This is a genomic window from Sciscionella marina DSM 45152, assembly GCF_000379465.1.
In the GTDB taxonomy this organism is placed as follows: Bacteria; Actinomycetota; Actinomycetes; order Mycobacteriales; family Pseudonocardiaceae; genus Sciscionella; species Sciscionella marina.
This window is the reverse complement of record NZ_KB905397.1, coordinates 35,725-50,101: the sequence shown is the minus strand read 5'-3', so window position 1 is coordinate 50,101 and position 14,377 is coordinate 35,725. Positions and strand designations below refer to the sequence as shown.

Sequence of the window (14,377 nt, the reverse complement as noted above, 5' to 3'; positions counted from 1 at the left end):
TGTCCGTTCAAGAAGTAGCATGAGGGAAACTACGACTTCTTGAACGAGCTGTCAAGAAGTCGTAGAGTTCGACACGTGACACGAACCGGACGCCCCCGCGAGTTCGACAAGGGCAAGACCCTGGAACGCGCGCTTGAACTGTTCTGGTCCCGGGGATACGGGGCTACGTCGATCCAGGACCTGGTCGACGCATTGGCCGTCGAGCGGGGCAGCCTCTACGGAACGTTCGGCGACAAACGCCGTTTCTACCTCGAGGCGGTCAGGCTCTATTGGCAGGTGTACGAACGGCGCCTGACCGCCGCGCTCGACACCGCTCCACTTCTCCCGGTGCTTCGCGAGATCCTGACCCACCCGGCGCGCACGGACGAACTGATCTCCGAGATGGGGACGCCGAACGGCTGCCTCGTCGGTAACACGACCGCCGAACTCGTACCGCACGACAGCGAAGCCACGGAAATCGTCGCCCGCTCCTATCGCGGGTTCACCGACATCGTCGCGGACGCACTGCATCGTGCACAGGCCGCTGGGGAGGTCACCGACAGCGCCCGCCCCGAGGATCAGGCCCAGCTACTGCTGTACGTCGTCCAGGGTCTCTCGCTTGTCTCGAGAGCAGGTCTCGACAAGAAGGCGGCCCTGGCCGCGATCGACGCCGCGATCGACGGCCTGCGGGCGTGATCGGTCGCGGACCAGCCGAAAATCGCAGGGCGTGAGCTTCCCGACTTGTATGAGGTTACCGGTTGGACAGCCTGGGTGATCACTGACCGTAGTCGACCGGAGGTGCCGACTCAGGCTCGCTCGTGAGCTTCCCGCCGCCCGAGTCGGGTCGGCTTGTAGGGGGTCCAAGCAGGCGTGGGTTCAAATCCTGCCAGCCCGACTGGGATCGGGTTTCCGCAGATCATAGCTGTGGGAAACCCGTTTTCATGCTCGATGGCGTACGTCCTGGTCACGCACAGCGCGCAGTGACTCGAGGACACAGTGACACAGTGACTCGAGGACGGCCACGCTCCCTCTCGATATCAAAATCGCCGACATCGCCGCGTCCTCGGTGCCTGCGGGCCGGGCGGGCGGCGCGTCGTCGTCAGCCCGCGGAGCCCCTGCGGGCCGACGATCTCTTTCTCGTAGCGTTCCCACTGCAGGTCACGCCGTTCGTAGCGTTGTGAGGCGGGGAGCCTGGCCATGCCCTGCCACTTGAGGACACGCCATAAACCGGAATCGCTGACCCTGAAGTCGGGATGGCGCTTAAAGTACATCGCACTCTTGATCCGGCCGAAGTGATAGTTCGCCCGTAGGTGGATGATCTTCTCGACAGTCCCGCCCGGTGTCACTTGAGGACCGGTGTGCGGTTTGTGGGAACGGTGCCGCAGCCCCTCGGGGCCTTCACCCCGGTGTCGACGTTGCCACTGGTCAAGCATTGCCGAGTAATGCCAAAGTACCGGCAGGTCATCGCGACCAGTAGGTTCCAGTGTCAACGATCATCAGTGATTTTACACCCAAGACAGAAGGCAGGACGCTCTTAACCGAACTGCGCGTTGATGTCGTTCTCCGGCGCATTCAGATCGCAGTAAGAATAGACCTCGGTGCGCTGTTTATCGGCCGCCTTCGGGATCTCGGTGAACGGGACGATCCAGGTCTTCCGTTCTCCCGGTGTGCAGGAGGGGCTGGACACGGGTTGCAGGTTTCCCGCGCCGGGATTGCCCTTGCCATCGGGCGCGGCGAAGTCGCCACCGATGATCTTCCCGCTCGCATCGCGGTACACCACGGAGCTGTGCCGGTTCACGAGCGGGCGGCAGCTGGCCGATTTCTCGGTGTAGTGCACAACATCGGTGGGTGGACTGGCCCCGGCTTTGGTGAAGTCGGTGACGGTGTCCTTGGTCTGGGCGAACCGGCCGAGCGCGCCTTTGGCCAGCCAGGTCGTTGTCTGCAGATCGATATCGATCTTGGTCAGCCGCCAAGTGGAGCCGATGCCGAGCACCCGACCGATACCGATCTGCTCGCCAGGCTGCAGTACTGGAATCTCCGTGGTCATCAGCGAATTCTGTAGCGGTTTCGGCGGATGACCATCGATCGAGACGACCGGCAAGAACGCCACCTTGGTGCGGTAGGCGATGTGATCGCTGGTGTTACGCAGCACGGCGCCCGCGGTCAATTGCGGCACTTGGGAGAATCCCGTGTCCTCGACCTGGATCCCGCCGCCACCCGGTGCGGACTTCGCCGAGGCGGGTTGCTCGCGGACCGATTGCGGGATGTCACAGGGTTGCGCGGCCGGGGTGCTGTTCTGGTTCACCAGCACGACTGTGACCACGGCGGCCACGGCGACCACGACTACGACGACCGCGCCCACGAGCAGCGGCTTGCGATTGCTCATCCAAAGTACCGTTTCTTCAGCTCGTCCACCTTGTCCTGGTAATCCTGGACCAGTCTGGTGGCAGCCTCGGCTGCGCCGGCGCTGAACTCGTCCTCGGAGATCTCGCGCACTGTACCGGGTTTGACCCGAACCGAGAAGTTCTGCATGCCGACCGCGGAGATGCTGATCCGCTCATCGCCGGAGGTTCCGGTGCTCTCGATTTCGTCGCGCTCGGCGAAGAAATTGAGATCGTGCCGGTCGTTCGCGTCGATGTTGAGGTCCGTCTCATCGATCGCCAGCTGGTACTGGCGCTGCCATCCGGTCCACAGCATGCGCGCGATTCCGACGAGCGCGCTCTCCAGTGCCGACTCGCTGATGAAGTCGTAGATGCTTTCCCCGAAGGTCAGCTTGACCGCGCCACGGTCCCGCAGTTCCGCCTCGATCTCGGTACCGGGCGCCCGCGCGTGCACCCGGATATCGTCCAGCCGCTCGGCCAGATCCACCATGATTCCTCCTAGTCCGAGCGACCCATGCCGCCGTCGCCGGTGAGCTGGCCGTCGTCCATCCCGGCGAGCTTCGGGCGCTTGGCGACGAGCTGGTCCTTGGCGCCGTTCGCCGCCGAGAGGATTCCCTGCACCTTCTCCGCGATTTCCTTGGACTCGACGTCCTTGATGTGCTGGGTGAGTTTGTCGACCGCTTCCTTCATGGACTTGGTGATCTCCTCGGCCGAGTCGCCGCTGGCCGTGATCCCGGCGACCCCCGCGCTTCCCACCGAGGCGAGCGCGCCGATCGCCGGAATCGCCACCGCGGCACCGGTTCCGCCGGTCGCCACGGTGAGCAGCACCCCGCCGACCGCGCCGACCGCGGACAACACAGAGAAGCCGAAGCTCCACTCGTTCTTCCCGCAGCCGCCCGCGTTGTCCAGCGCGTCCTTGGTGGTGTGCGCGATCTTGTCGATGTCCTCGCGGGCCTTTTTCCACAGCGCCTGGTGGGCCTCGAGCGCGCCCTTCATGGTGGAGACCATGGTGAATTGGTTGTTGGCGATGGTCTTGAAGGGGTCGATGAAGTTCTCTTTGAACGCCATCGCCGCGTCGCCGGTCCAGCCCTGCAGATAGCCACCGGCCGTGGTCATCTTGTCCAGCTTCGGGTTCGCGAAGTTCACGTCCTTGGCGAGCGGATTGCTGGTCGCCCCGGTGGCCAGGTCGCCCATGGCCTTCTGCAGGTCATCGATCAGCGGCTCGAAGCCGGCCGGGTCCGGCAATCGGGAGAACGGCTCGAACAGCCCGGGGATGTATGCGTACTTCTGCTCGATCTTGTCGTAGTCGACCGGCGCCGGCACTCCCTGGCCGCCGGTCGCCTGCGCGTTGACCTTGGCCTGGTCCATGCCCTCCTTCTCGACGGCCTTCTTCTGAATGTCCTTCGCGTGCTGCATCAGCTCGTCGTAGCTCATCGGTTCACTCCGGTTTCGGCTTGCCGCGGGTGTCTTCGAGCCTGTGCAGCTCGTTGGCGGCGCCCTGATCCTGCTCGGCGTAGAGCTGGGTCGCTTTGTCCAGTTCGGACGCGGTGTCGTCCAGGTTCGTCTTGGTGTCCTTGAGCAGACCGGCTACGAACTCGTGCAGATCGGCGTAGGCCTTGTGTACCGGACCGAGGCTGCCACCACCGAACTCCTCCGGCCGCCGCATCGCTGAGTCCGTCCCGGTGTGCGCGCGATCGCAGTTGCTCATCGCATCCCCGTAGACGCTGGAGACGGTGGGGAAATGGCTCTTGGCCACCGTCTCGAGCTCATACAGGTCGACGCCGAACTCCTTGCCTTGGTGAACCACGTGCCCTCCCTCGCTCTGTGTCCGCTTTGACCATAGTGTCGCTTGCATCGTAAGCGGGCGCCTGTCGAGGTAGTGGCGATTCGTGAAGAAACTCAGCCCGTGACGAACCAGGTACCCAGGGCTTCGCGCAGGCCCTCGGCGGTGTCGCCCTGCCAGGCCACGTACCCGTCCGGGCGCAGCAGCAGCGCGGTGTCCAGTCCGGCCACGGCCACCGTGTCGACCAGCGCGGACCAGGGTCCCGCGTCGAGTTTCCCGCTCGGATCCAGTAGCAGTGGCCGCCCGGTGCGGGTCAGCTCGCGCAGCCCGGGCAGGTCCGGCGCCAACCGTCCGACGAGTGGCCCGCTCGCCCGGCCCATGTCGTAGCCGATGTCCGCACCGGAGAGCAGGTCGGCGAGGTGGCCGCGGTTCACCGGTTCGGCGAGCAGTTCCCCGAACAGCTCGCGCAGCGCGGTCACGTCGGCGCCCGGCCGGATCAGCAGCGCCTGCGCCTGGGTGTGCATCGCGACGCGCCGCGCGGCCGGGGCACGCTCGCTCTCGTAGGTGTCCAGCAGCCCGGCCGGTGCGGTGCCGTGCAGCTGCGCGGCCAGTTTCCAGCCGAGGTTCAGCGCGTCCTGCAGGCCGAGGTTCAGGCCGGGACCGCCGATCGCGGAGTGCACATGTGCCGCGTCGCCGAGCAGGAACACCCGCCCCGCGCGGTACCGCTCGGCGATCCTGGTGTTGCCGCCGAACAACCGCCGCAGCAGATGCGGTTCCGGGCCGGTCGGCGGTTCCAGTGGCAGCGATGCGCCGAGCACCCGGGACACACTCGCGCGCAACTCGGCCAGGTTCGCCTCGCCCTCGGCGGGCCTGCCCCATTCCATCGTGGTGAGCATCGATTTGCCATCGAGGGACGGGGCCCAGGTGATCATCCCGTGCTCGGTGCGCAGGTGTTGAAACGGCGGCACCGTACCGAATCCGGGCACCACCAGCTCGTTGTTCGCGCCGATGTACTCGGCGGCCACGTGCACATGACCGCTGTACGACACCGAATCGTCCGCGGTGACCCCGGGGAATTCGATCCCGGTCAGCTTGCGCACCGCGCTGTGCCCGCCATCGGCCCCGACCAGATAGGCGGCCTCGATCGGTTCCCGGTCCCGCAGTTCCACCAGGACCGAATCGGTGCCCTGTTTCAGCCCGGTCACCTCGTGGTCCCGGAGCACCGGCACGCCGAGCTCGGCAGCGCGTCCGGCGAGCATCCGTTCCACCGTGCGCTGCGGGACCAGCAACGTGGAGAGTGAATTCTCCGGCAGATCCGCCAATTCGAGCGGAAAAGCGCCGAACATGTAGCGTGCCGTCGGTTCCGGAGTGGCCCCCGGCTCGGTCAACCGCTCGTAGAGCCCGCGGCGGTCCAGCATCCGGATCACCTGGCCGACGAGGCCGTTCGCCCGCTGCTTGTCGTCGGGCTCGGCCAGCCGCTCGAGAACCACCGGACGGACACCGGAAAGGGCGAGCTCACAGGCGAGCATCAGACCGTTCGGGCCCGCGCCCGCGATCACCACATCGAACATCCATGCACTCCTTTTGTTCACAATGGACAGTCAGGGGATCGGTAATCCCGCCGCGATACGGGACAGGGCTTCGGTGAGCAGATCCGGTACAGCGACCGGCGGATCGGTGCGGACGTGGTGCGCGATCGCCGTGTGCATCGCCGCGATCACCGCCGCCGCGACCAGATGCGGATACAGCTCCCGATCCGGATCCGTGCCCGTGCGCGCCGCGACGGCCGCGGTGATCGCGGACTCCGCCGTGGCCCCCGCGCGCAACACCTCCGCGTGCAGCGCGGGCTCCCGCACCATCATGCGCAGCCCTGCCGACCAACGCTCCGCGTCCGGAACCGGGTGCTCCGTCACCTCCGCGCCCGGTTCCAACTGCGCCACGGCCGAGGCCGTGATCGCCTCCCAGAGCGGTTCCGCGGACGGGCGCTCCCGCAGTGCCTCCGCGATACCCAGACAGCGATCCAGATGGCGGGACGCGATCGCCTCCGCCTTACTCGAGAAATAGTTGTTGAACGTGCGCGGTGCGACGTCCGCGGCCTCCGCGATCTGCTCCACCCGCACCGCGTCCAGGCCGTGCTCCACGGCAAGCCTGATCGCCGCCCAGCTCAGTGCCGCCCGCGTCGCCGCCTTCTTCCGCTCCCGCAAACCCATGCCCTCAGCCTACGTCAGAAATTGCGTGATACGCAAATATGCGTATCACGCAAGTATGTGCCGGTGGTTACCCGTGCCAAAATTGACCGGGTGCAGATCGGGATCCTGGGACCGTTCGAGGTCCGGGCGGACGACGGGGCCCTGGCCGAGGTGCCGGGCGCCCGTTTGCGCGCCTTGCTGGTCGCCCTCGCGCTCGAACCGGGTCACGTGGTCCCGAAGGGGAGGCTCGTGGACTGGATCTGGGGTGAGCGTCCGCCTGCCGATGTGGCGAACGCTCTGCAGCGACTGGTTTCCCGGCTGCGGAAGGTGTTGCCGGACGGTGCGGTCGGTGGGCAGGCGGACGGTTATCGGCTCCAGGTGGAACCCGATGCCGTGGACGCGGCGCGGTTCGAACGGCTGCTCGCCCGGGCCCGTGCTGGCGATGATCCGCGGCGGGTACGGCTGTTGCGCGAGGCTCTTGCGCTGTGGCGTGGCGCGGCCATACAGGACGTCGGTGTGCCGGACAGCGCGGCGCTGGACGCGGCTGCCGCGCGGCTTGAGGGGCTGCGGCTGGCCGCGCTGGAGGACCGGTTCGACGCGGAGATCGGTCTGGGTCACGGAGCGGAACTGGCCGGGGAACTGACCGACCTGCTGGCCGCACATCCGCTGCGGGAGCGACTGGCCGGTGCGTTGTTGCGCGCACTCGCCGCGGCGGGCCGGGGAACCGAGGCGCTGCTGGTGTATCAGCGCACGCGGGAAGTCCTGGCCGATGCGCTCGGCGCGGATCCGTCCCCGGAGCTGTCCGCACTGCACACCGCGTTGCTCCGGGGTGAGCTCGGGGCACAGGAAGACAGCCGGAAGACGAATCTGCGTGCGGAGCTGACCAGTTTCATCGGCGAGGACACCGAACTCGCCGCAGTTCGCGAGTTCATCGCGGAGCATCGGCTGACCACGCTGATCGGGCCGGGTGGTTCGGGAAAGACCAGGCTGGCCACCGAAACCGCGCGCACCCTGCTCGGTGATCTGCCGGACGGAGCCTGGCTGGTGGAGCTCGCCGGGGTCGGTGCGGCGGATGACGTGGCGCAGTCGGCGCTCGGTGCGCTCGGGCTACGGGATTCGCTGCTCGGCGAGGCCAAGGGGGCGGAGCCGGTGGATCGGTTCATCGCCGCGGTCCGGGATCGGGCGATGGTGCTGATTCTGGACAACTGTGAGCATGTGATCGAGTCGGCGGCGGCGTTCGCCCATCGGGTGCTCGGCGAGTGCCGAGGGCTGCGAATCCTGGCGACGAGCAGGGAACTGCTCGGTATCACCGGTGAGGGATTGTGGCCGGTCGAGCCACTTGACTTGCCGGAGCAGGATGCGAACACCGGCGAACTGGAGCGCTCGCCCGCGGTCCGCCTGTTGTGGGACCGGGCGGGTGCGGTGCGCAGGGATCTGACCGCCGACCCGCCGACCCTTTCCGCCCTTGCGCGCGTCTGCCGTGCGGTGGACGGGATGCCGCTGGCGATCGAACTGGCCGCGGCCAGGTTGCGCACCATGTCCCTGGAACAGCTCGCCGATCGCCTCGATGACCGGTTTCGCCTGCTGACCGGTGGCAGTCGCACCGCATTGGCACGGCATCGGACACTGCGCGCGGTGATCGACTGGAGCTGGGAACTGCTCACCGAGGCCGAACAGCTGGTGCTGCGCAGGCTCTCGGTGTTCTCCGGCGGTGCGAGCCTGGAGGCGGCCGAACAGGTCTGCGGTGGGGATGCACTCGAATCGTTGGCCGCGCTGACCGAGAAGTCCCTGGTGCAGGCCGTCGGGGAACGGGTGCCGCGGTACCGGATGCTCGGCACGGTCGAGGAGTACGCCGGGCAGCGCCTCGCGGCGGCGGGGGAGTCGGATCTGTTGCGCTGCAGGCATCTTGCGTATTTCACCGAGCTCGCCGAAACCGCGGAACCGCATCTTCGCCGTGCCGGGCAACTGGAATGGCTTGCCACGCTCGAGATCGAGCACGACAACATCGTCTCGGCGATGCGTGGCGTGCTCGGGGCGGGCGAAGCACCCGCGGCGATGCGCCTCGCCGCGGCCTCCGGCTGGTATTGGTGGCTCGCCGGGCACAAGCTCGAGGGTGGCGAACTGCTCATCGCGGCGACCGAGCTGCCCGGCGAAGTGCCCGACGAGGTCCGGGCCACGGTCTACGCGTTCGTCGCGGGATTCCTGACCTCCGGGCGCGCCGACGCACAGCAGGCGCAGGACTGGATCCGCCAGGTTTTCGAGATCGGCGGGCGAGTCCGGAACCCGCATCCGGCGGTGGTGCTCGTGGTCGCCCTGGAACGCCTGTTGCACGGTCCGGACGCGTTCCTGTCCGCTTTCGAACCCTTGCTCGAGCACGAGGACCCGTGGGTGCGCGCCCTTTCCCGGCTACAGCTCGGCAAGATGCGGATCGTGCTCGGCCGGGACGAGTCCGATGTGGACATGTACCTGGAGCAGGCGCGCACCGAGTTCCGTGCGCTCGGCGATCGGTGGGGGACTTCGTTCGCGCTGGCCGAACTGGCCGATCGGCTCGCGATGCGCGGGGAGTTCGCCGATGCGTGCGAACATTACGAGCAGGCGATCGCGGTGGTCACCGAGGTCGGTTCGGTCGAGGACGTCGTGGCGATGCGGTCCCGGCAAGCTCAGCTGTACTGGCTTGCCGGGGACCAGGAAGCGAGCACGGCCGCCATGACCGAGGCGCAGCGGCATGCGGAACGGGTGGCCTGGCCGAACGCGCTCGCCGAGCTGGCCCTGGCGAAGGCGGAACTCGCGCGCTGGTGCGGTGATACCGAACAGGCGCGGGAACAACTCGGCATCGCGCGAGCCACCCTCGGCGCGGAGGCGGAACAGAACATCCACGTGGTGACCCAGGACCTGCTCGGGTATCTCGCCGAGGAGCCGGATGCGGCACGTGCGCACCGGACCGCGGCCTTCCGTGCGGTATCCGATTCCGGCCATGCACCGCAGATCGCGCAGGTACTCGTCGGGATCGCGGACCTGGCGCTGCGCGAGGAAAACTACGAGCAGGCCGCCCGGTTGCTCGCGGCGAGCGTCGGGGTGTGCGGAGTATCGGATCGCTCCCGCCCGGATGCGGTCCGGATCGAACAGGCCGTGCGGGATCGCCTCGGCGCGAACGAGTTCGCCGAGGCGACACGTGCCGGCGGCCGAACCGACTGGGCTCAGCTGGCCAGGATCACGCTCGGGCTGTCCAGCTGACCGGCAATTCGTGGACGCCGTAGACGTTCATATCGGTCCGAAGTTTCACCTCGGCTGCGGGAATGGCGAGCTCGATGTCCGGAAAACGGCTCAACAGTCCGGAGAAACCGGCACGCATCTCGACCCGGGCCAGTTGCTGTCCGAGGCATTGGTGGACGCCGTGCCCGAAGGAAAGGTGACCGCGCGCCGTGCGGTGGATGTCCAGGGTGTCGGGGTTCTCGAACCGGTGTGGATCACGATTGGCGGCCAGCAGGGAAATGACCACGGTCGAGCCGTTGTGGATGGTCTCCCCGCCGAGCTCGATGTCCTCGGTGGCGTACCGGTAGAAGATGTCCGCAATGGACAGATAGCGCATGAGCTCCTCGACGGCTCCGGGGAGCAGTTCCGGATCCGCGCGCAGTTCGGCCAGCTGATCCGGGTTCTCCAGGAGCGCGAAGGTGCCGAGGCCGAGCATATTGGCGGTGGTTTCGTGCCCGGCGAGCAGCAGCAGGAAAGCGGCGTTGGTCAGTTCCTCGATGGTCAGATCTGCATGGCGGGCGAGAGCGGAGAGGATGTCCTCGCCCGGTTCGGCGCGTTTGCGGGTGACCAGTTCGGCCAGATACGTGGTCATCGCCCCGGTCGCGGCCATCTTGTCCTCGAGGCTCACGTCCCGGACCATGAACCGGGCGGCATTGGCCTGGAAGGTTTCCCGGTCCGCATAGGGGACACCGAGCAGTTCGCAGATCACCAGTGAGGGCACCGGCAGCGCGAATTCCCTGACCAGGTCCACGGGTGGAGTCAGGCCGGCCAGCTCATCCAGTTGCCGCTCGGTGATCTCGATGATCTGTTCCTCGAGTTTCTTCATCCGTTTCACCGTGAACGCGCCGGTCAGCTTACGCCGCATCCTGGTGTGGTCAGGCGGGTCCATGGCGACGAACAGGCCGGGCATCGGCGGGTTCGGTTCGGTCTGCTCGGGCATGCCCGGGGTTTCGTAGGGCATATGGATGATTCCGAGGTCCAGGCGGGAACTGAACCGGGTGTCCGCGAGGGCCTGCCGGGCCGCCTCGTAGCCGGTGATGATCCAGCCCTGGTGGCCGTCCGGCATGACGATGGGGCTGACCGGGCGCGTCGTGCGCAGCCGGGTGATCTGGCTCGGCGGGTCGAAGGGGCCCGCATCGCGTTCGGTGGGCAGGCCGCGCGGAACAGCGACCGGTTGCGTGATCGAGTCGGGTTGCATGCGGCCACCATCGGCGCCCGCACTGTCACGGGACCGCCATGTGCCTGACACCTACGCGTCGATACCGAGCGCCGTGAGCCAGAGGTGCGTCAGGGTGGTGGCCGTATCCTCGAGCGAACCGCCGGTCACCGTGGCCTGATAGAAGGCGCGCTCGGTCATCCACACCAGCGCGGCGGTGAGCGCGGCAGCTTCCTGTGGACCGGTTCCGGCGGGGACCCCGGCCTGCTCGGCGATAGTGCGGGTGGCGACGGCGACCGCGGCCACGGCCGGGCGCCATGCCTCGTCGATCGCCGCGACCACCGGGGACAGTTCGATGGCGGCACGCATCACCGTGCCGTGCTCGCGCCACATCTGCGCGGTGTGCCGGACCCCTTCCCGGAGGGCCTCGCCGGGTGTGCTGCCGTCCGCGGCATCGGTCACGTCGGCGTGCAAGGTGGACACGGTGCGCTCCACGAGCGCGGCGAGCACGTCGTTCTTGGAACCGAAGTAGAAGTAGAAGGCGCCGCGAGTGATCCCGGCCGCCTTCGCGATGGTCTCGACGGTCATGCCCTCCAGTCCGTCCTCGCCAAGCTGCCGTTCGGCCGCGTCGAGAATGGCCTGTTCGCGCAGGTCTCCCTTGCTCGGGGCCGCCTTGCGCCGCCTGCGCCCGTCTTTCGTCTCACCCATCGACGGAGATTGTACATCATGTCGAGAATAAAAAACATCGCGAAGATTATTTTCGACATAGCGTAGACTCAGTGCATGACCAGTACAAAGACCTTCCTGATCACCGGTGTGAGCTCCGGTTTGGGCCAGGCGTTCGCCGTGAAAGCTCTCGAGGCCGGGCACACCGTGGTCGGCACCGTGCGCACACCGGCCGACGCCGAGGCGTTCGCGGCCCTGGCGCCAGGGCGTTCACTCGCCCGTACCCTCGACATCACCGACGACGACGCGGTGTTCCGCACGGTCGACGAGATCGAGGCGACCGTCGGACCCATCGAGATCGTGATCGCCAATGCCGGATACGGGCACGAAGGCGTTTTCGAGGAATCCACGATGGCCGAACTGCGCGCCCAGTTCGCGGCGAACGTGTTCGGCGCGGTGGCCACCGTGAAGGCGGTACTGCCGTACATGCGCGGGCGCGGGCGCGGCCACATTCTCGGCGTGACCTCGATGGGCGGCCTGATCACGGTGCCCGGCACATCCTTCTATCAGGGAAGCAAGTTCGCCCTCGAAGGACTGCTGGAAACGCTCGGCAAGGAGGTCGCGCACCTCGGCATCCATGTCACGGCGGTCGAACCGGGGTCCTTCCGCACCGACTGGGCGGGCCGTTCGATGACCCGCACCGAGCGGTCCATTCCGGACTACGACGAGGTCATGAACCCGATCCGGGAACGAAGGATCGCCGCGAGCGGGAATCAGCTCGGCGACCCGGAGCAGGCCGCCGTTGCGATCCTGAAGATCATCGAGGTGCCGGATCCGCCCGCCCATCTGCTGCTCGGTTCCGATGCGCTGCGTCTGGTCACCAATGGCCGCGCCGCCGTCGACCGGGAATTCCAGGAATGGAGCGAGCTGACGCGGTCCACCGATTTCGCCGATGGTGCCCAACTACCCGGCTGAAACCGGGTTATCGGTGCATCCGCGGGGCCTGTGCACGACAAGCGCGGTGTGCACGTAGTGCTGGCCGGTAGCTCAGCGCTGAGTTATACTGAATCATGAAAAATGTTTGTGATTCAGTTGTGGGAGGGGTGTTGATGATGACAGTCGGTGTTGGTGCACTGATAGAGCGTGCCCGTGACGCTGCGGGGATCAGCCAGCGCGCTCTGGCGGATGCGACTGGCATCTCGCAACCCACATTGTCGCGGATCATCTCTGGTGAAAGGCCAGCGAAGATGCCGGAAGTGGTGGCTATCGCGTGGGCAACCGGGCATACGGTCGCTCAGCTCACCGATGCCGGAACAGCAGCCGATCGCATGCAGTACGCGGCGCGAGCAACCAACGGTTCCGGGATGGATCGCATGCGTGAGGCGCTGCTCCACTTCGTGGAGCTGAACGATTACCTGGACGATCAGGCTATCCCCGCTGCGATCTGAGACAGGTAGATGATCTTGAACGCCGAGCACGAGGGACGTACGGCTGCTGCGCGGTTCCGTCACGAGCACCACTTGGGTGTGCAACCGTTGGGTGATCTTGTTGCCGTCATCGAACAGGCGACCGGGATCGACGTGGCCATTCTCGAAGTTGGCCCGGATGAGCACGGCTTGACGATGCGGGACCCGGTGCGCGACGCCGTGTTCATCGGTGTCGCGCGAACCCGGAATCCGATGCGACAGCGCAGCACGCTTGCTCACGAACTCGGCCACGTGCTGTTCCAGGACTGGACCGATAGCGATGCGCGTGATGGGAATGGCCGGACTCCTACGGAGATTCGGGCCGATGCTTTCGCTCGGCATCTACTCGTACCGGTCGAAGGACTTCGTGATTTTCTCGGGAACCGAGAACTGGCGACTCGATCCACCCTCTCGGAGGTCGTGCAGCGCTTTCTCGTGTCACCGCAGATGGCGGCCATTGCCCTGACTCAGGCCATGTACATCGATGAGGACACCAAACAGGAGTGGAAGGTGCTGACCGCACCACAGCTGGCTACCCGGTTCGGTTGGAGCGACCAGTATCGCGCTTTGCAGGCCGATTCCGATCGGCGGAGAGCGCCACAACGGTTGCTTGCCCGCGCGATCAAGGGCTACGAGGAAGGCGTGCTTTCTGCGCAGGCAATCGCCACGTTGCGCGGCATCACGCTGGAGGCTGCCGAGGCTCACTTGCGCGAGGCAGGCATCATGCCTATCCAGCATGCGATCGCGTGGGCTGATCCCGCCGAGTTACCTGATGCGCACGTCGACCTGGCAGCATTGGACGAGGCCATCAACCTGCCAGATGATGTCGGCCAGCGCACGGCGGAGGGGAACGACGCGGGATGAGTCACCCGCCGATCATCGATGCTGGTCCCGGCCTGAATTTCTTCTCCATCAACAAGGAACGTCTCCTCATCGGGGTACTCGGTCACCTCAGTGCCCCGGAAACGGTGCAAAAGGAGGTGTTTCGCAAGTCTCGGCAAGAGGAGCGTTTCCGTGCTGCTGCTGTGGTCTGGCGAAAGCTGACACCCACATGGATGCAAGTACTTTCCGATGACCAAACGCCCGAACTGGCAGCTGTGATCCACCGGATCACTCGGCAGCCCATGGAACAACGGCTAAAGCGCCCGAAAGATCTCGGCGAGGCCATGGTCATTGCACATGCGGTGGTCGCCGCCGAGGCAGGTGAGGCCGTGACCATCCTCATCGATGACGGACTTGGGGCACGAACTGCCACTGCGGAAATCCGTCGACTTCGTCGACTCCATGTCAGCGGCCGCACTGTCGGGTCGATCAGGTTGGTGAGCACCCTGACTGTCCTGGAGCTCGCGGCAGGTGGGCAGCACATTCCCGATAAGTCTACGATGCGCACCATCTACGCTCGGCTACGTAGTCTCGATGACGGCCTACCGCCGATCGAGGAAACCAACCTCCTGGGCACTGCATACTGGTCCTGAGATGGTCATGCCCGATGGTGCCCAACTACC

14 protein-coding genes are annotated in these 14,377 nt (G+C 66.3%); 6 read left to right on the top strand and 8 right to left on the bottom strand.

The window, feature by feature from the left end; translation table 11 throughout:
• Window positions 1-75 precede the first annotated feature (75 nt).
• The gene (locus A37U_RS0122895) at window positions 76-675 is read left to right on the top strand and encodes a TetR/AcrR family transcriptional regulator (RefSeq protein ID WP_020499010.1); all 600 of its coding nucleotides are present in this window, start codon (window positions 76-78) and stop codon (window positions 673-675) included.
• Between the two features lie 838 nt (window positions 676-1,513).
• Here the strand turns inward: A37U_RS0122895 and A37U_RS0122885 are convergent.
• From A37U_RS0122885 to A37U_RS0122860, 6 genes are all read right to left on the bottom strand, one after another.
• The gene (locus A37U_RS0122885) at window positions 1,514-2,365 is read right to left on the bottom strand and encodes a hypothetical protein (protein WP_020499008.1); all 852 of its coding nucleotides are present in this window, start codon (window positions 2,363-2,365) and stop codon (window positions 1,514-1,516) included.
• On the bottom strand, window positions 2,362-2,850 hold the full coding sequence (locus A37U_RS0122880; RefSeq protein ID WP_020499007.1) for a hypothetical protein: 489 nt from the start codon (window positions 2,848-2,850) through the stop codon (window positions 2,362-2,364). The genes A37U_RS0122885 and A37U_RS0122880 overlap by 4 nt, the downstream gene beginning before the upstream one ends.
• Window positions 2,851-2,858: 8 nt before the next feature.
• On the bottom strand, window positions 2,859-3,794 hold the full coding sequence (locus tag A37U_RS0122875) for a hypothetical protein (protein ID WP_020499006.1): 936 nt from the start codon (window positions 3,792-3,794) through the stop codon (window positions 2,859-2,861).
• 4 nt (window positions 3,795-3,798) lie between these two features.
• Window positions 3,799-4,167, bottom strand: a complete 369-nt coding sequence (locus A37U_RS0122870; protein WP_020499005.1) for a hypothetical protein — start codon at window positions 4,165-4,167, stop codon at window positions 3,799-3,801.
• Between the two features lie 92 nt (window positions 4,168-4,259).
• Window positions 4,260-5,714, bottom strand: coding sequence for an FAD-dependent monooxygenase (locus A37U_RS0122865; RefSeq protein ID WP_020499004.1), 1,455 nt, complete (start codon window positions 5,712-5,714; stop codon window positions 4,260-4,262).
• 30 nt (window positions 5,715-5,744) lie between these two features.
• Window positions 5,745-6,353 (bottom strand): acyl-CoA-like ligand-binding transcription factor, encoded by a 609-nt coding sequence (locus A37U_RS0122860; protein WP_020499003.1) that lies wholly within the window; start codon window positions 6,351-6,353, stop codon window positions 5,745-5,747.
• 90 nt (window positions 6,354-6,443) lie between these two features.
• On the opposite strand from A37U_RS0122860, the gene A37U_RS0122855 reads away from it, so the two are divergent.
• Window positions 6,444-9,566 (top strand): ATP-binding protein, encoded by a 3,123-nt coding sequence (locus A37U_RS0122855; RefSeq protein ID WP_020499002.1) that lies wholly within the window; start codon window positions 6,444-6,446, stop codon window positions 9,564-9,566.
• Here the strand turns inward: A37U_RS0122855 and A37U_RS0122850 are convergent.
• Together A37U_RS0122850 and A37U_RS0122845 are read right to left on the bottom strand one after the other, a co-directional pair.
• Complete coding sequence (locus A37U_RS0122850) at window positions 9,544-10,782, bottom strand: cytochrome P450 (RefSeq protein ID WP_020499001.1); 1,239 nt, start codon at window positions 10,780-10,782, stop codon at window positions 9,544-9,546. The two genes, A37U_RS0122855 and A37U_RS0122850, sit on opposite strands and share 23 nt — an antisense overlap.
• Before the next feature lie 51 nt (window positions 10,783-10,833).
• A complete protein-coding gene (locus A37U_RS0122845) occupies window positions 10,834-11,448 on the bottom strand; it encodes a TetR/AcrR family transcriptional regulator (protein ID WP_020499000.1) in 615 nt (204 codons plus the stop codon).
• A gap of 75 nt (window positions 11,449-11,523) precedes the next feature.
• Here A37U_RS0122845 and A37U_RS0122840 point away from each other — a divergent pair, with 75 nt between their 5' ends.
• The 4 genes from A37U_RS0122840 (at window position 11,524) to A37U_RS0122825 (ending at window position 14,347) form a co-directional block, all read left to right on the top strand.
• Window positions 11,524-12,381, top strand: coding sequence for an oxidoreductase (locus A37U_RS0122840; RefSeq protein ID WP_020498999.1), 858 nt, complete (start codon window positions 11,524-11,526; stop codon window positions 12,379-12,381).
• A gap of 134 nt (window positions 12,382-12,515) precedes the next feature.
• Window positions 12,516-12,854 carry a helix-turn-helix domain-containing protein gene (locus A37U_RS0122835; protein WP_026197514.1) on the top strand — a complete coding sequence of 113 codons (339 nt, stop codon included), beginning with the start codon at window positions 12,516-12,518 and terminating at the stop codon, window positions 12,852-12,854.
• A gap of 9 nt (window positions 12,855-12,863) precedes the next feature.
• A complete protein-coding gene (locus tag A37U_RS0122830) occupies window positions 12,864-13,736 on the top strand; it encodes an ImmA/IrrE family metallo-endopeptidase (protein ID WP_020498997.1) in 873 nt (290 codons plus the stop codon).
• Window positions 13,733-14,347 carry a PIN domain-containing protein gene (locus tag A37U_RS0122825; protein ID WP_020498996.1) on the top strand — a complete coding sequence of 205 codons (615 nt, stop codon included), beginning with the start codon at window positions 13,733-13,735 and terminating at the stop codon, window positions 14,345-14,347. The genes A37U_RS0122830 and A37U_RS0122825 overlap by 4 nt, the downstream gene beginning before the upstream one ends.
• Window positions 14,348-14,377 lie beyond the last annotated feature (30 nt).